The organism is Clostridium sp. AM27-31LB, from assembly GCF_003480745.1.
In the GTDB taxonomy this organism is placed as follows: Bacteria; Bacillota; Clostridia; order Lachnospirales; family Lachnospiraceae; genus Butyribacter; species Butyribacter intestini.
Genome location: NZ_QUJS01000001.1, coordinates 1 through 22,458, shown reverse-complemented (window position 1 = coordinate 22,458; position 22,458 = coordinate 1). Strand labels below are relative to the sequence as shown.

General features: G+C 33.7%; 18 protein-coding genes. 2 read left to right on the top strand and 16 right to left on the bottom strand.

The genetic code is table 11. The annotated features are described in order from the left end of the window. Positions 1-235: 235 nt before the first annotated feature. The 8 genes from DW721_RS00075 to DW721_RS15890 all read right to left on the bottom strand — a co-directional run bounded on the left by DW721_RS00075 (position 236) and on the right by DW721_RS15890 (position 6,641). Positions 236-1,192, bottom strand: a complete 957-nt coding sequence (locus DW721_RS00075) for a hypothetical protein (protein WP_022014340.1) — start codon at positions 1,190-1,192, stop codon at positions 236-238. 177 nt (positions 1,193-1,369) lie between these two features. After that, positions 1,370-2,146 carry a class I SAM-dependent methyltransferase gene (locus DW721_RS00070; RefSeq protein WP_055945625.1) on the bottom strand — a complete coding sequence of 259 codons (777 nt, stop codon included), beginning with the start codon at positions 2,144-2,146 and terminating at the stop codon, positions 1,370-1,372. 340 nt (positions 2,147-2,486) lie between these two features. After that, positions 2,487-2,630, bottom strand: a complete 144-nt coding sequence (locus DW721_RS15940) for a hypothetical protein (RefSeq protein ID WP_172794169.1) — start codon at positions 2,628-2,630, stop codon at positions 2,487-2,489. Further along, positions 2,590-2,718, bottom strand: a complete 129-nt coding sequence (locus DW721_RS16545; RefSeq protein ID WP_022014342.1) for a hypothetical protein — start codon at positions 2,716-2,718, stop codon at positions 2,590-2,592. The genes DW721_RS15940 and DW721_RS16545 overlap by 41 nt, the downstream gene beginning before the upstream one ends. Positions 2,719-2,853: 135 nt before the next feature. Then, positions 2,854-4,017, bottom strand: a complete 1,164-nt coding sequence (locus tag DW721_RS00065) for an ABC transporter permease (protein ID WP_118744403.1) — start codon at positions 4,015-4,017, stop codon at positions 2,854-2,856. Then, positions 4,004-5,128, bottom strand: a complete 1,125-nt coding sequence (locus DW721_RS00060; RefSeq protein WP_182436150.1) for an ABC transporter permease — start codon at positions 5,126-5,128, stop codon at positions 4,004-4,006. Before DW721_RS00060 ends, DW721_RS00065 begins: the two co-directional genes overlap by 14 nt. A gap of 110 nt (positions 5,129-5,238) precedes the next feature. Beyond that, positions 5,239-6,180 (bottom strand): ABC transporter ATP-binding protein, encoded by a 942-nt coding sequence (locus tag DW721_RS00055; protein ID WP_347560340.1) that lies wholly within the window; start codon positions 6,178-6,180, stop codon positions 5,239-5,241. A gap of 236 nt (positions 6,181-6,416) precedes the next feature. Further along, positions 6,417-6,641 carry a hypothetical protein gene (locus DW721_RS15890; RefSeq protein ID WP_147353214.1) on the bottom strand — a complete coding sequence of 75 codons (225 nt, stop codon included), beginning with the start codon at positions 6,639-6,641 and terminating at the stop codon, positions 6,417-6,419. 34 nt (positions 6,642-6,675) lie between these two features. Between DW721_RS15890 and DW721_RS00050 the strand changes: the two genes are divergently transcribed. Beyond that, complete coding sequence (locus DW721_RS00050; protein WP_118744401.1) at positions 6,676-7,527, top strand: histidine kinase; 852 nt, start codon at positions 6,676-6,678, stop codon at positions 7,525-7,527. Between the two features lie 25 nt (positions 7,528-7,552). Continuing rightward, on the top strand, positions 7,553-8,173 hold the full coding sequence (locus tag DW721_RS00045) for a response regulator transcription factor (RefSeq protein ID WP_118499533.1): 621 nt from the start codon (positions 7,553-7,555) through the stop codon (positions 8,171-8,173). A 136-nt stretch (positions 8,174-8,309) separates the two neighbouring features. On the opposite strand, the gene DW721_RS00040 is transcribed toward DW721_RS00045, so the two are convergent. The 8 genes from DW721_RS00040 to DW721_RS00005 all read right to left on the bottom strand — a co-directional run. Beyond that, complete coding sequence (locus DW721_RS00040; protein WP_182436149.1) at positions 8,310-9,551, bottom strand: DHHW family protein; 1,242 nt, start codon at positions 9,549-9,551, stop codon at positions 8,310-8,312. Positions 9,552-9,683: 132 nt separating this feature from the next. Further along, the gene (locus tag DW721_RS00035) at positions 9,684-11,096 is read right to left on the bottom strand and encodes an MBOAT family protein (protein WP_118744399.1); all 1,413 of its coding nucleotides are present in this window, start codon (positions 11,094-11,096) and stop codon (positions 9,684-9,686) included. Positions 11,097-11,113: 17 nt separating this feature from the next. Beyond that, entirely contained in the window at positions 11,114-11,608 is a 495-nt protein-coding gene (locus tag DW721_RS00030) for a hypothetical protein (protein WP_118499529.1), read from the bottom strand. Positions 11,609-11,854: 246 nt separating this feature from the next. Continuing rightward, a complete protein-coding gene (locus DW721_RS00025) occupies positions 11,855-12,742 on the bottom strand; it encodes a hypothetical protein (RefSeq protein WP_118744398.1) in 888 nt (295 codons plus the stop codon). Between the two features lie 507 nt (positions 12,743-13,249). Continuing rightward, positions 13,250-17,284: a hypothetical protein gene (locus DW721_RS00020; protein ID WP_118744397.1), complete on the bottom strand. Its 4,035-nt coding sequence runs from the start codon at positions 17,282-17,284 to the stop codon at positions 13,250-13,252. Positions 17,285-17,582: 298 nt separating this feature from the next. After that, positions 17,583-18,479, bottom strand: a complete 897-nt coding sequence (locus DW721_RS00015; protein WP_147355366.1) for a hypothetical protein — start codon at positions 18,477-18,479, stop codon at positions 17,583-17,585. 508 nt (positions 18,480-18,987) lie between these two features. Further along, on the bottom strand, positions 18,988-21,567 hold the full coding sequence (locus DW721_RS00010; protein WP_118744395.1) for a leucine-rich repeat domain-containing protein: 2,580 nt from the start codon (positions 21,565-21,567) through the stop codon (positions 18,988-18,990). Between the two features lie 255 nt (positions 21,568-21,822). After that, positions 21,823-22,458: Rpn family recombination-promoting nuclease/putative transposase (locus tag DW721_RS00005; RefSeq protein ID WP_182436148.1), on the bottom strand; the 636-nt coding region annotated here is incomplete at its 5' end.

Here is a 22,458-nt window from a genome sequence, read left to right as displayed (position 1 = left end):
TGTGCATGACCACCCGGTAAAATGATACAGCAGCTATCCTGCATATAATTGTATCTGAAAATCTGTTGCAGCCACACAATTTTTAATACAAAATAATACATAAACATCTGTATAAATCAAAAAAGACATGACCTTTCTTCTTATTTATGCCATGTCTTTTTTATTTATGATGTTTTGTCAAAAAGTATTTTATAACAAATTGTGCAATATAATCCTGCAAATATCCCCTGTCATTTTATAACAGACTAATGATTATATAACCTATCATCGCAGCGACTATCTGCATTATTATAAATCTGAACACTACCTGTGTATCCGACCACCCTTTATTTTTTCGTGCATGGTCATGAAGCGGTGTTCTTGTATTTACAAGGATTGAAATCTTCAAAAATCTCTTCAAAAAAATCTTTACAAGTCCAAGACCTCCGTCAATTATAAGCACAATAGCAAGTAATATGTAGCTTATCGGATGTCCCGTTTTCATTGCAATAATGGCAATGTAAAATCCGAGTGCCCTTGAACCTGCATCTCCCATAAGCATACTGCTCGGATTTGAATTGAAATAAAGATAAGCAAGAAGCGTTGCCACAAATATAAAATCAGCTATCACATAATATCCGAGTTCATTTGCAAAAATCACCGTAAACGCTGATATTACAACACAGCAAAGGCTTCCTGAAAGCCCGTCCACACCGTCTGTGCAGTTTGTTACATTTATTGAAACCCAGATAAGAATTATACCGAGCACAAAATAAACCGGCATCGGAAGTGTGATGACATTTTTTCCAATGTGTATAACAGACTCATTAAAGTTTAAGAATGTCCACATTGTAACAATAGATAAAATAAGGTCTATCGCACCTTTTTTGTAATCCTGCCATGGTGTCTCTGCCGCATCATCAAGATAACCGCTTAACATTATTGCAAATAAAAGTATGCAATATATGATAAACTCTCTTGTTATCGGCATAAAGAGCAGCGAACAGATAATAAATACTATTACAAATGTAAGTCCGACACCTCTTGTCTTTCCCTTTGATAATGCACCGTTTACCGCAAACTCCCTGCCCTGATCCACCGGCAGAAACGGAAATGGAAATTTAAGACATATAAATGTCAGCAGGAATGCTGCGAGAATACCTATCATCGTTATCTGATTTGGATTTAAGCAACCGCTTAGTATATTATACATATTTTCTTCCTCCATATGATATTTCACATTGTCACTTCAACTATGTTCTGCATACACACCATAAAGCCTCTGACTAAGAAACTATTCCCTTATATGTGTACTCTTATTTGCATAGCATGAAATTTTGACACAACCACTATTATACATCCCACAAACTTTTATTACAAGAACTTTGTTTTATAATCGCTTTTCCAAAATATCCACCGTGTGTGCACCCGCACCTACAAGTTCCTGTCTCTCGCAGGTTGCAAGATGATACTCCACAAACAGATTAAAAGTTTCCTCATCCATCGCATTTAATACAGGACGCATAAGGTCTGCCTGTCCGTCGGCAGATATAAGTTTTATCCTGTCTAAGTCAGCCGCTTTGCGGATTTTGTCTATATCCTCGACCCTCACATAATCATACAAATCCTCTTTTTCAGGCAGACAATGAAAATCTTTTGTAACTTTTCCCGCTTTTACAACTTCCTTTATATGATTTTGCTTAAATCCGTATGTCAATATACTGTATTCATTCATGCAATACGCAACAAGTATCTTTCCTCCCGGCTTTGTCACCCTTTTTGCTTCATTCATGGCTTTTAATTTATCCTCAAAACCAAAAAGATGATACATAGGACCAAAGAGCAATGTTATGTCAAAAGTATCATCCTGAAGTTTTGATAATTTCATGGCATTTCCCTGCATCGCCTTGACCGTACTGTTTTTTGACTTCAATATACCGAGATTGTACTTTACAAGTTCAACTGCCGTCACATCATGCCCTTCCTCTGCAAGTGCGACAGAATATCTTCCCGTACCTGCACCTATATCAAGTATTTTTACACATTTTCTGTCACCTATACACTCATGTATGTATTTCATAGATGTAATAAATTCCACCTGACCATGTCTTCTCGTCAGTCTTTTTTCTTCATTAAATTTATTGTAATATTTTTCAAGTTCCGTCATTTCTTTCACGGCAAACCTCCGGATTTATATATAATTACATAATAATACATTATATAATATAACATATTATTAAAAAAATCCAGTATATATAATGTAATCTGTTACTAACCGTAACAGTTCAGCCATAAAAAATAATTGACAATACTTGAGCTTGCTCATTGTATTGTTGATTATCTTTTTATGGTAGAATAGCCTTTCATTTCTGAAATGAAATAAACAAAAGCTGCAAAGCAGCGAATGACAGCTTGCTGGCAGGTTTATGAATGTAAGAAATGAAAGGCTGAACTGTTACACTAACCCAAAAGAACAGCCTGCCAATAATAACAGACTGTTCCGTATTTTATTTAAGATATTTACTTCTGTTTGCTGCGGTGTTTTTCTTTAATTTAAACTGACTTTCTTTTCCGCCCTTTGTCAACTGCTTAAATTTTTTCTTATATACTTTATAAGAAGTTTCTTTTCCGTTTATTTTTGCTCGCCGCATCTGCACCTGCAGACTGAATATTTAATGATGTAAACATTATTGCTGAAACAAGTACGGCACTTACAATTTTCTTTAACATCTTTCTCATAATTAACCTCTTTTCTATGCTTAGTTTATTTTTATTACGATAAAAACTATAGCATAAAAAAGAGAGTTTATCGGATTTTTGTCATATTCTACATACTTTTTGTTATCATTTACATTTTTCTGTGCACTGATATTTTCATTTCTCTTCTCTCCTGTACTTTGTTACAACAAGTGCTCCTCCTATAAATGCCACCGCAAATAAAAGCTGCAACAGCAGATTTGTATATACCTTATTTAACTGGCTTTTGCTAAGCTCACTATATGTCGAGAGCATATCGTTTAAATCCTCATACCAGTAAACCGGAAGAAATCTGCCTATCTTTTTTACCGTATCTCCAAGCACACTAAGTTCAACAAACACTCCCGAAATAAAACTTATTCCAAGAGATACAGGTGTCACGATAAGATTTACCATCTCTGTCTTTTTTACTATCATTCCTATAAAATATGCTATCGTAAGTGCCGTTATTGTCATTACAAACGAATTTAATATATATAATCCTATATTAGGAGATTTTAAAAACTCAATTCTTCCATACATAAAGAATGCTATTATAAGGCTTAACAGCCATATAATAATGCCAAATATAGAAAACACAAGAAGAAGCTGCACATTCTGGCTTTTAAGACTTGTCGCCGACGAATTCATTCTCCTTACGATTTCTTTCTTTTTGAAAGCTACAAGCACCATTCCCACAGATGTGCAGATTACCATTATTGCGAGATACGGGTAAAATCTAAACATATATGAAAAATCAGTTTTTCCTCCGCCGTTTCCGTTTATATCAATAAGATTTACACGGCTTTTCTTTACGGATATTGTATTTTTGTATGCCTGTTTTACTGAAAATCCTGCATTTACATATTTTCTCATGCTGTTTAAAACTCTGTTTATCTGCTGCTCTACATAAATATATCCATAACTTCCCGGTTCCTGTGTTATTTGAATAAATCTTTCTGTCCCACCGTTTTTTAGTGCCTTATCACCAAAACCTTTTGGAATTTTTATCACCATATCTTCCTGACTGTAATAGAGTGTTTCCTGCATAAGCGACTTATCATTTTTCATTTTTTTTACATTATGATTTGTATTCAGATAATCATATATGTATCCTGAAATCTCACTTTTATCGCAGTCTACAAATGCTATATCCATCCTTTTTGACTGAAAATCTGTCACAGACTGTTTACTGTTATTTAACTGCATTGCTATACTTATTCCGGTAAATATAACAAAATACATAATCGTTATGCCAATCTTACTCTTTATAATCTTTAAACATCCGCTAAATACTGTCATATCTTTTTCTCCTCATTATCAAAAACGAAACACCCGTAAACAAAACCGCCATAAATATCATAATAAACATATCAAGATTAAATCTGGACGGCTCATCATAAATATCCATGCTGTAAATCGCATCGGATATAAGTGCTGCCGGATTTATCCTATTTACAATCGGACAATATTTTTCAATAGCTCCCTTTATCTGTGCTATCATAAGTCCGGCAAGAAAACTACTTAAAAGACTGTATGTGGTTATCACACCTATCTTAAATTCATAACTCATATTTCCAAGACAGCCGATAAATATACCGATTGAAACACCGATAAGACTTCCAACCATACATACGGCAAACATTTTTGGCATATTGCTTCCTATATCTATTTTTAAAATATATTTGAGATATAAAAGACATACCGACACATTTACCGTCTGAACACCCCAGCCCACTAATGTGTCACACACAATCATTTTTAGTTTTCCAAAAGATGATATATTTCTCCTTATAGCAACCTTGTTTATATTTGCCTGAAGCTGTATTCCTATCGTATATCCGACATATCCTCCAAAAAGGCAAGCCATTGCTATAAGTGCAAAATAATACTGCACTACTCCGTGAACCTCTTTTCCGCTTATGCCGACTTCCTTTGACATATTGTAATAAGAATTATCTTTTATAATCTCCTCAAGTTTTTCGGGATGTTCTTTCGCAATGTCTTTATATAATGAAACATTCTGGTCATACTCACTTAAAAGTTCTTTTAATATACTAACCTGCATATCTGAATCCGTAACTGTAAGCTCCGGCTTTTCTTTCACATAATAAATCCCTGAAATATTTCCCTTTTTCAGACTTTGTTTTGCTTTTTTGTCAGACATGACTTTAAGTTTAATTACCTTTGAGTCACTTTTTTCTATCTCTTTTAAATAATTTTCAAAAGCCTTTGCACTGTCAGAAGTATCTTCCTTTACAATAGCTGTATCTATCGTATCTATGTCCTTTCCGAAATTTCCAAAAGCAAGTGAAAACAGCGTACCGAGTATTATTGGAAATAAAAGTGACCAGAAAGCAACCTGCCTCTCCCTGTAAATCGTTAATATCCTGTATTTTATTTCGTGTAACATAACACACCTCATTTCTATATTTTCAATTTTTTTATCCTGAAACACACATTTGCAAAACTTTCATTATCTGCAATTATCACAACCTATAACAAGTTTTGCAATTTTCTAAATTAGTCTCTGAGTTTCTTCCCTGTTATCTCAAGAAAAACATCATTTAATGTAGGCAGTTCTGAAAATACCCTGCCGAATGAAATATCTTTATTATTCATATACTCTAAGATACGGATAAGATTGTGTTTTGCACCTGTGCATCTCACAACAAGCGTCTGCTCATTGTATGAAACATCAAAAACATGAGGTATGTTCCCTATTTCTTTTATATTTTCAGCCTCAAGCATAATTCCTTCTAAAGTTATTGTTTCTCCCGTCTTAATCATCTTTTTAAGTTCTTCTTTAGTTCCGTATGCTATGCACTGTCCCTTGTCAATTATCGCTATCTTTGAACAAATCTGCTCAACCTCCTCCATATAATGTGAAGTGTATATTATTGTCGCACCATTTTTATTGAGTCTTTTAATTCCCTCAAGTATGCTGTTGCGGCTCTGCGGGTCAACGGCAACCGTAGGCTCATCCATTATTATTATTTTAGGTTCGTGTGCTATCCCGCACGCTATGTTCAGTCTCCTTAAAAGTCCGCCCGAAAGCTGTCTCGGATACATCTTTATGTATTTTTCAAGGCCAACAAAATCTATTGCCTTATCCACAAGTTTCTTTCGTTTTTTCCTGTCATTTATATATAATCCACAGAAATAATCAATATTCTGTCTCACTGTAAGCTCATCAAACACTGCAATCTCCTGTGGAACTATGCCAATATTTTTTTTAAGTTCATAACTGTCCGGTGTCATCTTTTCCCCGAATATATCAATCTCCCCCTTGTCATATCTCAAAAGAGCCAACAGACAACTGATAGTAGTAGTCTTTCCACTGCCATTCGGACCTAAAAGCCCGAAAATTTCTCCCTCTCTTATCTCAAGTTTAAGGTGGTCAAGAGCAACAAAACTTCCATATCTTTTCACAATATTATCTATTTTAATCATTTTTTCATTCATAAAAATCCTCTTTTCTAATAAATCAGGTTATTTTCGATTACACTTCCTATTATACGAAAAAACATTATTTCCTGTAGTGAACACTGTCATCAAAAAAAATGACAAATGTCATACTTATTCATAAAGACATATCTTTTAGTTTTGTGATATAATTATATCTATTACAATGAAAATAAAAAGGAGTCTGCCTTGAAACACTTTACAAACTGTATTTTAATTTTTATATTATGCCTTTTTTATTTTGCACTTGATAAAAACGCAGACATATTTTGGGTTTCTACGATTACAGGCATACTTTTTGCTTTTGTCATCCTCACATATACATACTTTCTTGACAAAAGCCGCTTTACATTTTTTATATGTTGTTTATACGGTATTTTTACGCTTGTCTCTCCGACTGCCACGGCTTTTCTTCCTATTGCCTTATATTGTATCGTAAGACAGTGCCACCGTAATATCACCGCTTTATACCTGTTATTTACATTGTTCAGATGTATGCTTTGTGAAAACTTATATAACCTCACTCTGCCGAATGGTGCATCTGTTTATCTGAGTTTATATATTTTTATACTCTGCATTTTTTCAGTTCATATATGCCATTTTGCAAATGAACATGAAAAACTTATTGAACATTCAAGACAGTTCAGGGATGACAGCACCGAAATAAATCTTCTTCTCAAAGAAAAAAATAAGAGCCTGCTCACCAATCAGGATTATGAGATAAATAACGCAACACTTATGGAAAGAAACCGTATTGCAAGGGAAATTCATGACAATGTAGGTCATATGCTCACGCGTGCAATTATGCTTACGGGTGCGATAAAAGTCGTAAATAAAAACGAAAGTTTATGTCCTTCTATAGATAACCTTGAAGAATGTCTTTCAACGGCAATGAACAATATACGCGAAAGTGTCCACAACCTGCACAATAATTCCATAAGCCTTGAAAATACAATTAAAAATCTTACCGCAGACTTTGATTTTTGCAAAATAAACCTTATATATGATATTGAAGAAAATATTCCAAATGATGTTAAATATACCTTTATAGCAATAGTAAAAGAGGGACTGACAAATATTGAAAAACACAGCAATGCGACTGCCGTAAAACTGACGCTCAGAGAACATCCTGCAATATATCAGCTCATTTTGCAGGACAATGGCACTAATGCCACAGACTTTGACTGCTCACCTTATGAATCGGAAAGCTATCTGAGCGTAACTTCCGGTATCGGTCTAAACAATATGTACTCCAGAATACATATGTTAAAGGGCACTATAAAAATTTATACTGATAACGGATTTTGCATTTTTATATCTATTCCAAAAAATTTTCATACTATATAAAAAATAACACGAATGGAGATAAACTATGAATATAATAATAGTAGACGATGATACACTTGTAACAGAAGCACTTAAAACAATTCTTGAATCCTCAGGCAAAGTAACCGTGACCGCAACCGGTTCAGACGGTACTGATGCCGTAAGATTATATAAAAAATTCAAGCCTGACATTCTGCTCACCGATATTCAAATGAAAGAAATGAGCGGTCTTGATGCCACAAAAGAAATATTATCCTTTGACAATACCGCAAAAATACTTCTTCTCACAACTTTTCTCGATGATGAATATATAGTAACAGCACTCAAATATGGTGCAAAGGGTTACATATTAAAACAGGATTATACGGCGATTGTTCCCACACTTGAAGCAGTTTACTCCGGACAGTCTGTATTTGGCACTGAGATAATTTCAAAACTTCCGGAACTTTTAAATAAAAAACATGAATTTGATTACTCTGACTACGATATAAATGAGCGTGAACTTGAAGTCATTAAAGAAATTGCAGATGGACACAGTAACAAAGAAATTGCGGCAGACCTTTATCTGAGTGAGGGAACGGTAAGAAATTATTTGAGCAGCATACTTGATAAACTCGGACTCCGTGACAGGACACAGCTTGCCATATTTTATTACAAGCATATATGAAAATAAGAACCTGATTCTTTATATTCCAAATAGTCAGGTTCTTATTTTTTACAATTATATAAACTCAAACGAATATTCACAATCCGCTCTGCTGCCTGTTTGACAATGTTAAACACTTTCCCATTAAACCAACGGACTAATCAAGCGAAACAAGGCCAGAAAAAATATCCTCCTCACTATCTTTATCCTTTTTATCTTTATCATTAGTCTTAGTCCTTGCAGCTTTCAACTCCTCCAAAGACATTTGCAATGAAGAAATATGCGTATCTTTTCTGAATTTTTCAATATTATACATGACGAGAACATTTGTTATTTCGGGGTACTGCCTGAATATCTGCTTCATTTTCATTTTTGTATAGCGACAGTCTATCATGATTATCTTACTGTACTCATTAGACAAAAAAGGAATAAAGCAGTTTGCATAAGAGTCTTTCAACACCAGCAGCACCTTGTTGTTTTTAGCCGATGTTGTAACTTCAATCTTGCCCGTATTTTTAGAGAAGAACAACTGATAACGGTCAGAACTTTTTTTAGCAACATCCTCAAAATAAAATGAATTGGATGTAAATTCTCCATTGTTGCCGTTTATGCTGACTTTTTCATCTCCCCTGCTAAATGTTGTGACCTCGTCCTTTTTTACCGTAACATGGGATTTACTGTAGGTAGTTCCCAGAAAATCATCAAATACAACCTTCTGCTTATACTCTTTCAACGCAGGAGCTGTTCTTCCATTTAACTTTCCATATTCCTGATAAGCATAATATGCACCGAGCGTTGTCCAATGATGGTCGGAACGATAGTAGATATACTCGTTGCTCCGCTTTTTCAACACATCTGCAAGATTAACTACCCTATCTTTATTATTTACTTTTGACCGTACCCTCTCCACGATTTTATTTCCGTCATAATCTTCCTCCAAAACAGATAATTTATTTCGTAATACATCAATCTTTGACGGAACAAACATACAAGTAACATTCGACTTTCCTAATTCTTCCGAGCAGACATCCAGAAACGATGCGAGATTTTTCACATTCATTTTTTGCAATTCATCATCAAAATCCCGTTCTGAATACTTTTCAATAAGATAATCATCCTTTCCGATATATACATTATTGATTTCTTTCTTACCTGTATTTTTTTCTAACTGAGCGTAAATATTCACCCATTTGTCACGCAAAAAGAACTGGTCTGACAGATACTTTTCATACTTCTTCTGATAACTGCCTTTTACGACACTACTGACAGATACCTTTGGTTTCTGCTGAAGATTACGCTTTTCCATCTCTGAAAACTTTTTTGACGGAACAACCGCCGAACCGATGGTAAAACCAAAAATAACACACAAAAAAACAATAACTGACAAATATTTTCTCATATGTCCACCTTTCCATAAAAATATTTCTATAGGCATTTGCAAAACTACTTATATGTTGTGCTAATTGCACATATGTAACAAATGCACAATTTAATTACAGATTATAAGAGTTTCGCAATTACCTAAAATTATTTAAAAACGAAAATATAAAAACGGGTTATATGACGAATTTATCAAATAAGCCATACATATTCCCAATATAAGGAATACAAACAATGCCGCCAAAATCTCCCGTCTCAGCGTCCCATCCGGCAGGATGCGGTTTGACAACCGCTTTGCCAAAGAGGTAGAGCCGATAATTCCCATCAGAAGAACAAACCGATAATTGAGCAGCATAAATGCCGTGTGGGAGTTTCCAATTCCCGCACCGTCCAATCCAAACATCGTTTTTAAATACCTACCGCCGTCAATCATATCCGGCCATGAAAAGATGCTCCATCCGACAGTAACGATGACTAAAGTGTATATTCTCGCAATAAAAGCCGGAAGCCTGTCCAAAAACTTTTTTAAAATACTTTTTTCTATTATCAGCAGCAAGCCGTAATAGACTCCCCAGACTACGAAACATATTGCCGCACCATGCCACAATCCTGTCAGACACCAAACAATGGCTATGTTAAGAAACTGGCGTTTTTTCCCTTTCCTGTTTCCGCCCAAAGGAAAATACACATATTCCTTAAACCATGTTCCGAGCGATATATGCCATCTTCTCCAAAATTCCGTGATACTTTTTGACTCATACGGATAATCGAAGTTTTCCAAAAACTCAAAACCAAACATCTTTCCAAGACCTATCGCCATATCAGAATATCCCGAAAAATCAAAATATATCTGTAATGTAAATGCAACAGCTCCAAGCCATGCCTGTGATGTTGTAAGCATATTTACTTTTGTCTGTGCAATCTCGTTCCACAAAGCACCGACCTGGTTCGCTATCAAAACCTTTTTTCCAAGACCGACAACAAATCTGAGAACTCCCTGTTTAAACAAATCAAGTGTTTCTTTTCTCGAATCCATCTGCTCTGCCACGGTCTGATAACGAACAATAGGACCTGCTATCAACTGTGGGAACAGTGCCACATATGCACCAAAAGTAATAAAATTTTTCTGCACCTTTGCCTCGCCGCGATATACATCTATCGTATAAGACATGGTCTGAAATGTATAAAATGAAATTCCTATTGGCAGGGCAAGATTTAGCGGTGCAATATTTATCGACGGTACATGGTCGACCAAAGATATAAAAAAGTCTGCATATTTAAACACAAACAATAAACTCAGATTTATCGTTGCCGAACAAAGCACCGCTATCTTTTGACCTTTTTTACTGCCAAGCTGTTTATAATAACCGACCATTCTTCCCGCAATATAATCAACAACACTCGAAAACAATATTAAGGTCACATAAACAGGTTCTCCCCATGCGTAAAAGAACAAACTTGACACAAACAACACAAAATTTCTGTATTTACGAGGTGAAATGTAATATAAAATAAGTACGATTGGTAAAAAACGCACCAAAAACAACAGACTGCTAAATACCATTCTATTCCTCCTAAGCCTTATAATACTTTCTTGACGGCTCTTTCACCTTTTTTATTGTTTGTTGTATTTCCCATTGAAATGTACCATACATACTTTCCTTTTCTTCCGTAAACAGCACTCTTAAGAACACTCTGTTCACTTTTTGTATAATCCTTTTTAAAATATGTATCATGTGTTTTGTTATACTTATAATTCTTAAACGCCTTGTAAAGTTTTTTTGCATAATTTACATTTTTTGCTCTTGCAACGCAAACGCAATATGCCATATTATCACTTGTTACGAAAAATGATGACGCAACTTTCTTCTGATGTGTAAATGAAATCGCATCAAAATCTGAAGCCGTTGTGCTTTTATATGTTATCTTTTTTACATTTCCTGTCGCTTTTATTGCAGCAGCACACGCCTTTTTCTCTTTGCTGTCCTTAGCACTTGCACTGTTTACATTTACACCTAAAAGCATACTTACCAATAATACTAATACTGTTCCTAAAAATAATTTTTTGTTTTTCATAATAATCCTCATTTCTGCACACATTTTTTATACATAGTAAACGGATATTTGCAATCCGCTCTGCTACTTGCTCATAACACTATCAGCTGCTACATCAGCCTATCAGAAGTGGCTTGCAGCCACTACTGATACAAACAAATCCTCACATTGCACTTATTGCTACGCACAATAGAAATATGGGACTTCCTTGATAGTATTAAATTTGTGTCAAGTGTGCACAGACACAAATCTTGTGTAATTTAACTGTTATTTTGCTGCAAAATTAATTCTGCTGTATTTATCCTGGTAACGCTCTACAGATTCCCAGATAACATAATCATATCCTTTAACCTGTTTCATGCTAAAATTGTATATATGAACAAATCCAACTTTCTTATAAAACTTTTTCGCAAGTTTAGACATACATTCCCCAAAGCTGTCACCTACGATTAAAACTTTTTTATTGCTCTTATACTGTTTCTTAATCTTTGTTTTCAACAGAAAACATTTGCTTTTAAACTTATACTTACCGTTAGATAAAATATTAAGATCACCTGTGCGGTCTTTTATTCTTTTGAACTTCACATCCTCGATTGAAAGCGGTGTAACCTCATCTTCGCCATCCGTAATCTTTAACATCTCCTGAACACCAATATATCTACCCTTGACATTCCAATGATTGTCATTAGGATAATAAAGCTGATATTTTTTTCTGTATTTGAGAAGTTGTTTCTTCGGACATATTACTTTTATCGCACCACTTTTATTCAGGTAGTCCCTCAACTGGTCATAGCGTGAATATGTCGTCTTTCTCTTGATTGATTTTGGCATATACATTGAATAAATCGTCTCTTTGTTTGGTGCAAACAAAACTGCAAACTCGGCACCTCTTTTTTTCACGGCTCTCTTTGCCGTCTTTAAATTGTTTTCAACTCTTCTTAAATTGAATTTTGAGTAATGATTAATTCCCTTATAATCGTAAATCGTAGTACCATCACCCTGTGCATTATAAAACAGCCAGTTATTTCTTCCTCTAAATACACGATTTACTGTTTTTGCCTGTGCATCTCTCGCTGACAGTTCACCTCCAAAAACGCTCAGTACAAGCAATAATGAAATTATTACAGATAAATATTTTTTTACCCTTTCTCTCATTTTATTTTTCCTCCGTTTCTTATTTAATGTAGTTTAATTTTTATTTCTTTAGCTATTTTATTAAGAAAATATCACTTCACCTCTTTCTATAGTATTTTTCAGTCATCAATATCTTTGTCTCTCACATCCTGCAAATCCTCCTTTCACAAATTATTTAGGCATTTGCAAAACTGTGATAATCACAACATAAAATCAATTTCACAACCACCTAAATCCCCTGTATTAACTACCATAACACACCCATGTCAAAAATCGGTTTCCGTTTTTTTCAGCAAAAAAGATGGACTATCTGCATTGCAAACAGTCCATCTTTCCATATTCATGTTCTATTTATTGTATAAACTCTTTCTGCCACACTTGTAATCTTTGAGTATATTTTCTTTTATATCTTACCTACCTTTTTTTCATATCCAATTTCCACAAAGATTACATCCCATAAGTACATAAACACATTTACATAAGTATTGAAATACCTGTATATATCCTGATAATGCTTAACTCATATTTTTACTTTACCTTAACTTTTATAGTCTTGCTCCATTTTCCTGTGTAACTCTTTCCTCCGGACTTCGCTATTGCTCTTATCCTGAGGTAATAAGTCTTTCCTTTTTTAAGTCCTTTACCCTTATAACTTCCGCTCTTTAATGACGGCTTTGAAGCAAATGTCTTAACATTTTTAAACTGTTTGTTCAACGAATACTGAATTTGGCAGTTTGTGTTTTTCGTGCTCTTTCCTTTCCATGTGCACTTTACTTTGCCGCCTGACAATGCTTTTACCTTGAAATTTTGCACTGTCTCAGGTAATACTTTTATCGTGACTTTCTTAGAAACTGCCTTATAATCATCTGTTGCCTTTACAGATATTGTAACTTTTGCTTCTCCGCAGCCAACTATCGTAATCTCACCTTTTGATGAAACTTTTACAACATTAGTATTGGAACTTTTATATTTGACCGTTCCATCACTGTTGGTTTTCGCATTTAATTTGAATTTATTGTCCCCTAAATATTTTTTATATGTATTTTTAGCATTAATCGTTGACTTTGCTTTTTTAGCCGGTGCTGCTGTCGGAGTTACTGTCGGCACTTCCGTCGGCTTTACGGTCGGTGTTGCTTTTGGTTCTTCTGTCGGTGTTGTAGACGGTATCACAGTCGGTGCTATGCTTGGACTTGCCGTCGAGGTTATACTTGGACTTTCTGTTGGGACTTGCGTCGGTGTCACTGTCGGACTCGCAATCGGTATCTCTGTTGGAGTTATTGTTGGTGTTGCTGACACTACAGGTTCTATTGCCGGAGTTTCCGTCGGGGCAGCAACAGGTGTAGCACTTGGCATCTGATTTTTATTCCTGATTATTACTACATCATCATTGCATCTCAAATGACTCTCTCCATTCTCCATACTAACTCCACCATTTTCGCAATTCACAATCTTCTCACACCCTGATAAGTCAAGTACCGTAAACGGGTTGCTCCAACACCACAAATTTTCCAACTTAGAATTTTTAGTCACATCCAGATTGCTTAACTGATTTGAAAAACATACTAATGTATTCAAATATATATTTTGACTTAAATCCAGTTCTTTCAGCTCGTTGCCAGAACAAGATAAAAATGTCAATTCCACATTCTTATTTAATTCAAGATTACTTAATTCATTTCCAGCACACTCTAAATCTTGCAACTTTATATTTTTACTTACATCTAAATTGTGCAACTGATTATCACGGCAATTCAAAGACGACAGTTCAATATTTTTGCTTACATCAATGCTGTCTAATTCATTTGTTTCACAAAGCAAAGAACTCAAATTTAAGCTGCCACTAATATTAAGTTTTCTCAATTTATTTGAACCACACTCTAACTCTACCAGTTCTCTATTATTATTTATATTCAGTTCTGACAACTGATTATCATTACATTTCAAATACTCCAATTTTATATTTTTACTTACATCAAGATGCTGTAACTGATTTGAATCACAATTCAAATTTTGTATTTCTGTATTATTACTTACATCCAGTTCTGACAACTGATTAACATTACAATACAAACGTTCTAATTTTGTATTTTGGGTTATATCAAGCTGACTTAACTGGTTATCTTCACAAATTAACGATTTCAATTCACTTAAACCGGCAAATGATATATTTCCCTGAAGATTTTTACCAAACCAATTAATCTTAGTCAGTCTTACTTCCCCATTAGTTTTCGACCATTCATATTCACTGCTGTCTAAATTGCCATTTACCGTAGCACCTTTTTGTTTTTGTTCTGCTATTATCTTATTTAATGCGGCAACATCCGATTCACTTTTTGCACCTCCTCCTGTAATCTCAATACCTTCATCATAATTTAATATGACTTCTCCGTCGTCATCTGTTTCATTATTCTGACAACCGACAATTTCTTCACATTTTGAAATGTCAAGCGTTGTAATTTTATTATCCTGACAATGTAAATAACTAAGTTTGCTATTATTAGTTACATCAAGTTCCGTCAATTGATTATTATTACATTTTAAACTATATAATTGTGTATTTTTGCCAGTATCAAGTTTACTTAACTGATTTAAATAACAATCCAGCCATTGCAAATATGTATTGTCACTTATATCCAGTTCCGCCAATCGATTATTATTACAATACAAATATTTTAATTCTGTATTTTCACTTAAATTTAGCTTCGCCAATTTATTATTATCACAATATAAACTTGCTAATCTTGTTTTGTTACTTGCATCAAGTTCGTTTAATTGGTTATTAGAACATCTTAATTCAAACAACATCTCACTATTACTTATGTCCAATTTGCTTAACTGATTATTTGAACACCCCAAAAACAATAGCTTTATATTGTTTTCTAAATCTAAATTTGTCAACTGATTTGAATCACAATATAAACTTGATAACCAGGTATTATTTCTTACATCCAGATTTTGCAATTTATTGTTATAACAATACAGCTCATCTAATTTTTCATTTTTAGTCACATCCAACTTTGTCAACTGATTATTTTCACATCTCAAATATGTCAACTCTGCATTATTACTTACATCAAGTTCCTGTAATTGATTATCACCACACCCCAATCTTGTTAATTGTGTATTTTTACTTACATCCAATTTTTTTAATTTGTTCTCACTGCAATACAAATATTCCAGATTTGTATTTCCACTTATATTTAATTCTGTTAATTTACCGGAATATTCCGTGTCTTCATACCTTTCGCTACGACCGATATTTAATTTTCTTAATTCATTTAATCCTTCAAATGAAACACTGCCCCTTACTCTACTGCTCCAGTCGATTTCTGTCAGTCTCTTTTCACCTCCATTATCAGTCCATGTATATTGTGAACTATCCAAATTCTTACTGACACTTCCACCTTTTTCTTTCTGGTCTGCTATTATCTTATTTAATGCAGCAACATCTGAGGCATTTTTATCGTCAAGATTTGCTGTCGGCTGCGGTGTCGGCTGTACATTTTTATCTCTTATAACTATAACCTCAGCATCACAATCCAAATCCCCATCAACAAGTTTTTTACAGTCCGAAACATCCAGCGTTGTAAGCTGATTATACTCACAATTTAAGTATTCGAGTCTTGTATTCTTATTTATATCTAATTCCTGCAGCTCATTTCCATCACAATACAGTTTTTTCAACTCAGTACAATTACTTACATTAAGTTCAATCAATTCATTTAATGAACACTCTAAATAACTTAATTCAATATTTTTACTTACATCCAGTTCCTTTAATTCATTTGATGAACATATCAAATCATTTAATTCAATATTTTTACTTACATCCAGTTCAGCCAACCGGTTTCCACTGCAATACAAATATTCTAATTTTATATTTTTGCTTATATCAAGTGCAGTCAACTGATTTCTAGCACAAGCCAAATATTTTAATTCTATATTTTTGCTTAAATCCAATTTCGCCAACTGATTTCTATTGCAATACAAATATTCTAATTTCGGATTGTTGTTTAAGTCCAATTCAGTCAACTGGTTTATTTCACAATCCAAATCATATAATTCCATATTTTTGCTTATGTCCAGTTCAGTCAACTGGTTTCCACCACAAAACAATGATTCAAGTTTTGTGTTTTCTCTTACATCTAATCCTGTTAATAGTCCTGTTAAACCATCTGAACTACAAACCAACTTTCTCAGTTCACTTAACCCTGCAAATGAAATATCTCCACAAAGTTTTTTGTTCTTCCAATTAATTCTGGTTACTCTCTTTTCACCGTCAATTTCTTCCCAATCATACTGTGGACTATTCAAATTCTCATTTACATCTGCACCTCTCTCTTTCTGCTCAGCTATTATCTTTTTTAAAACAGCCACATCTGAAGCATTTTTCTCGACAGTAGATGTTTCTGAAGCTATTTTTACCACACCGGAGTCTGTCTGCACACTATCTACTTTGGCATAGCTATAATTCATTGGTATTGATGTAACCACCATAGCTGCTGAAGCCATAACGGCAAAAAACTTACCTGCTTTTTTTCTTAAATCTGTTTTTCTAATCATAGTCGTTCCTCACTTTCTATAATATTTTTTAATCATCAGTGTCTTTGTCTCTCACATCCTGCAAATCCTCCTTTCATCTAAAAAACCAGTTTCGCAAGCACCTAAATCACATGAAAATCATTGCTGATTTTCCTGTATTTACTACCATAACACACCCATGTCAAAAAACGGTTTCCGTTTTTTTTACAAAAAAATGGACTATCTTGGTGTTAGATAGTCCATCTTTTCTTCATTTTTTAATTGATGTTTTCTATTTTGTATGTGTATTTTCTATATTTTCAGATATGTTTCCGCATTGTTACAGACAAGCTGCAGATATTTTCTTTATAATCTCTTTTACATACTCTTCAGATTTTGATACTTTTTTTGCTATATCCGGCACTGACATATTGCAGTCGTTATATAAAGTTTCTATCCTGCCTCGTTCTATTCCCTGCTCTATTCCCTGCTCTATTCCTTTTTTCATTGCCTGTTCTTCATTTGCCTTTATCTCATCCTTAAAAAATTCTCTTAATACTTCATTCATAATTCCTGTCCCTCCATTCTTTATACTGTCAAATAACTCCTGATTTGATGATACCATTATTCCCAGTAATGAATTTATGCAGTCTTTTTCAAAAGGCTCATGCAGTTCAAATGCTTCATCTAAAAAATTATCTACCGTACTTCTTTTCAATCCTCTTTTTAATGTCTTTAGAAATATATGTTCTTTTTCTCCAACTTCTGCCGTGACTACGACCTGAGTTTTTACAAATCCATCTTTTTCTACATAGTATATTCCTCTAGTTTTTTCATATACTTTGTAATTATTATCCGAAAACCATCTTAAAAGTTTTTCCGGCTTTCTTTCCCTCACAAATGTAACAGTCACACTGTTTATATCTATGTCACCTATGTGTTTTTCACTGCTCTTATACAGATAGGCATATGCCATAACTTTGAAATATGTATCTTCGTTTAGTGTATCATTTTCAGACTTATACTCCATAATGTTATGCTTCCGGAATATCTGACCTATATCATTTGTTATCTCAAAGTCATCTGTCTTTTCCACTACAAGCAGGTCTATGAGCAATGGCTTTCGACTGAGTGGATATTCTCTGTGAAATTCCAGCTTGTCTGCATACTCCCTAAGCTCCAGTTCCATTGCGGCACAAAATCCCAAATGCCACTGTATGTCATTTTCTTTCCCCATAAATGTCTCCTTTCTTACATTATACATACTGTATAATAAAAATGCAATAATTTCTCCCAGTTTTGCAAACATTTGTTCGTCTTTTGTATTTCTATATTATCATATGAATATATGTTCGTCAAGACATTTCATTCATGAAAGGATATTCGTGCTACGTACAATCATGTATTGACCCATCACACAAAAGCAATGATTGACTCTTTAATTTTATAATTTGATAATGTTTTTTTCTTATACATCACCTCTCAGTTTTTTACCATACAATAGTAAACATAATAAAAAAGACGGACTACCTATATATTAGATAGTCCATCTTTCCATATTCATGTTCTACTATATAAACTCTTTCTGCCACACTTGTAATCTTTGCGTATATTTTCTTTTATATCTTATCTACCCTTTTTTCATATCCAATTTCCACAAAAATTACATCCCCATAAGTACATAAACACATTTACATAAGTATTGAAATACCTGTATATATCCAAATAATGCTTAACTCATATTTTTACTTCACCTTAACTTTTATGGTCTTACTCCATTTTCCTGTGTAACTCTTTCCTCCGAATTTTGCTATTGCTCTTATCCTGAGGTAATAAGTCTTTCCTTTTTTAAGTCCTTTGCCCTTATAACTTCCGCTCTTTAATGACGGCTTTGAAGCAAATGTCTTAACATTTTTAAACTGTTTGTTCAATGAATATTGTATTTGGCAGTTTGTGTTTTTCGTGCTCTTTCCTTTCCATGTGCACTTGATTTTACCGCCTGACAATGCTTTTACCTTGAAGTTTTGCACGGTTTCCGGCAGGACTTTTATTGTTACCTTTTTGGAAACTGCTTTATAGCTATCTGTTTCATTGACAGATATTGTAACTTTTGCTTCTCCACAGCCAACTATCGTAATCTCACCTTTTGATGAAACTTTTACAACATTAGTATTGGAACTTTTATATTTGACCGTTCCATCACTGTTGGTTTTCGCATTTAATTTGAATTTATTGTCCCCTAAATATTTTTTATATGTATTTTTAGCATTAATCGTTGACTTTGCTTTTTTAGCCGGGGATGCTGTCGGAGTTACTATAGGCACTTCCGTCGGCTTTACGGTCGATGTTGCTTTTGGTTCTTCTGTCGGTGTTGTAGACGGTGTCACGGTCGGTGCTATACTTGGACTTGCCATCGGGGTTATACTTGAACTTTCTGTTGGGACTTGCATCGGTGTCACTGTCGGATTTGTTGTCGGCACTTCTTTCGGTGGGATACTTGATGTCACTGTCGGTATAGCAGTCGGATTTTCTGTTGGACTTGTGGTGGGTTCTGTCATCGGCGTTTCCGTTGGTGCCGTCGAAGCTGTATTATCTATTAGCCTAACTTTATCATCATATAGCAAATATAGGCTTCCACTTTTATACCCTATAAGGTATTTACATTTTGAAATGTCAAGTACTATAATTTCATTGTTAAAGCAATATAAATACTTTAGCACTGTATTATATGTTATATTTAATTCTGTCAGCTTATTTGTACTGCAATATAATTTTTCTAATTCTGTATTATTACTTACATAAAGTTTATCCAACTGATTATTATTACAAGACAAATATTTTAATTCAGTGTTATTACTTATATCTAATTCTGTCAATTTATTTGTACTGCAATCCAAGTTCTTCAATTCTATATTGTTACTTACATCTAATTCATTTAACTGATTATTATTACAATCCAAAGTTTCCAGTTTTGTATTTTTGCTTATGTCTAATTTAGTCAATTGATTTGATGAACATCGTAAATATCTTAGTTCACTTAGTCCTGCAAATGAAATCTCTCCTTGAACCTCTACACAAAACCAATCTACACTTGTCAATCTCATCTCCCCATCAATCTCAGTCCACTCATATTGTTTACTATTCAAATTATTACTAACATTTGTATCTCTTTTCACCTGTTCTTCTATTAATTTTTTAATCAAAACAACATCTGATGTATTTTTTCCATCCGAATTTTCTATAAAATCTGACTTACTATCTCTTATTATTTGCACATTGTCATCACATCTTAAATAATATGAACCGTTTTCATAATCAACTATTTTACTACAATTAGAAATGTTAATTGTTGATATATTATTGTCATTACATATCAGTCTCCTGAGTTTTATATTATATGACACATTCAATTCACTCAATTGATTATTACTACAGCACAATGTCTCTAATCTCGTATTTTTACTTATATCTAACTCTGTTAATTGATTATTGTAACAATACAATTCTACTAATCCTTCATTTTCACTTACATTCAATCCTGTTAATTGATTATTACTACATCCCAACTCCTTTAACCCATTTTTACTTATATCTAATTGCGTTAATTGATTATTATCACAATATAACCGATCTAATTCAGTATTTTTACTCACATCAAGTTCTGTCAAGTGGTTATCATCGCAATATAATGTTAATAGATATATACTATTGCTTACTTCAAGTTTTTTTAGCTGATTTGATGAACAATACACCGCATTCAATTCCTTATTATTATTTAAATTCAGTTCACTTAAAAAATTATCAAAACACTCTAATTGATTTAAGTTTTCATTATGTGTTAAATCCAATTTTGTCAACTGATTATTACAACATTTTAATATTTCTAATTTAGGATTTTCACTTACATTTAATCCTGTTACTTCTCCTCTTTCTGCATCTGAGCTACACGAAAGATACAACTCTGTAATTTCATCCAGTCCTGCAAATGATATTTCACCATAAAGTTTTTTGTAATTCCAATCAATCTTTGTCAGTCTCAATTCACCGTCAATTTCTTCCCAGCCATAATCTGGATCATCCAAATCTTCACTTACATCTGCACCTCTCTCTTTCTGCTCCGCTATTATCTTTTTTAAAACAGCTACATCTGAGGCATTTTTCTCGACTGTTGGTGTTTTGGAGTCATCATCCTCCGAAACAGTCTGCACACTATCAGCTTTGGCATAGCCATAATTCATTGGTATTGATGTAACCACCATCGCTGCTGAAGCCAAAACTGCAAAAAACTTACCTGCTTTTTTTCTTAAATCTGTTTTTCTAATCATAGTCGTTCCTCACTTTCTATAGTATTTTTTAATCATCAGTATCTTTGTTGCTCACATTCTGTAAATCCTCCTCTCATCTAAAAAATCATTGCTGATTTCCCTGTATTTACTACCATAACACACCCATGTTAAAAATCGGTTTCCGTTTTTTTCAGCAAAAAAAAGGACTATCTTGGTGTTAGATAGTCCATCTTTTCTTCATTTTTTGATTGATGTTTTCTATTTTGTATCTGTATTTTCTATATTTCCGCATTTTTACAGACAGGCTGCTTTCATTCTCTTTATAACTTCTCTCACATACTCTTCCGGTTTTGAAACTTTTTTAGCTATATCCGGTATTGACATTTCACATTCTTCATACAATGTCTCGATTTTTCCTTCAATTTTTGCATCTTTCATAGAATTTTCCCATGCTCTGCACATATCAATTACCTCCTCTTCGTCATTCCCAGCAAATTTTGCCCCGGTTATTATATTTATCAATTCTACCGCTTCTTTTTCTACATGATTAAATCTTGAGTTTCCTTTTATCCAGCTACCGTCTTTATCACTTTGGTGTTTGATAAACTGTATCACTGCCCCTAAGTCAGTTTTGAATTTATCGAAATTTTCGTCTGATATTTTTGCCGGTTCTATAAGATTTATCTTATAATCCGGTACATACGACAGTAATTCAACATTATCAACTGACAACATTTCATGTATGCTTTTTGCACCATCCCAGTCTCTATCCCCAAAATATACTACCAATGTGATTACAGGCATTAATTTATCTTCCTTTTTAAACCCTGATAAAAATTCTTCTGAGTTTAACTTAATCTGCTTTTTCTTCGACCTGTCTCTATAAGACCGCTTTGCTTCTTCTACCTGCTTTGCATATTGTAATGCATC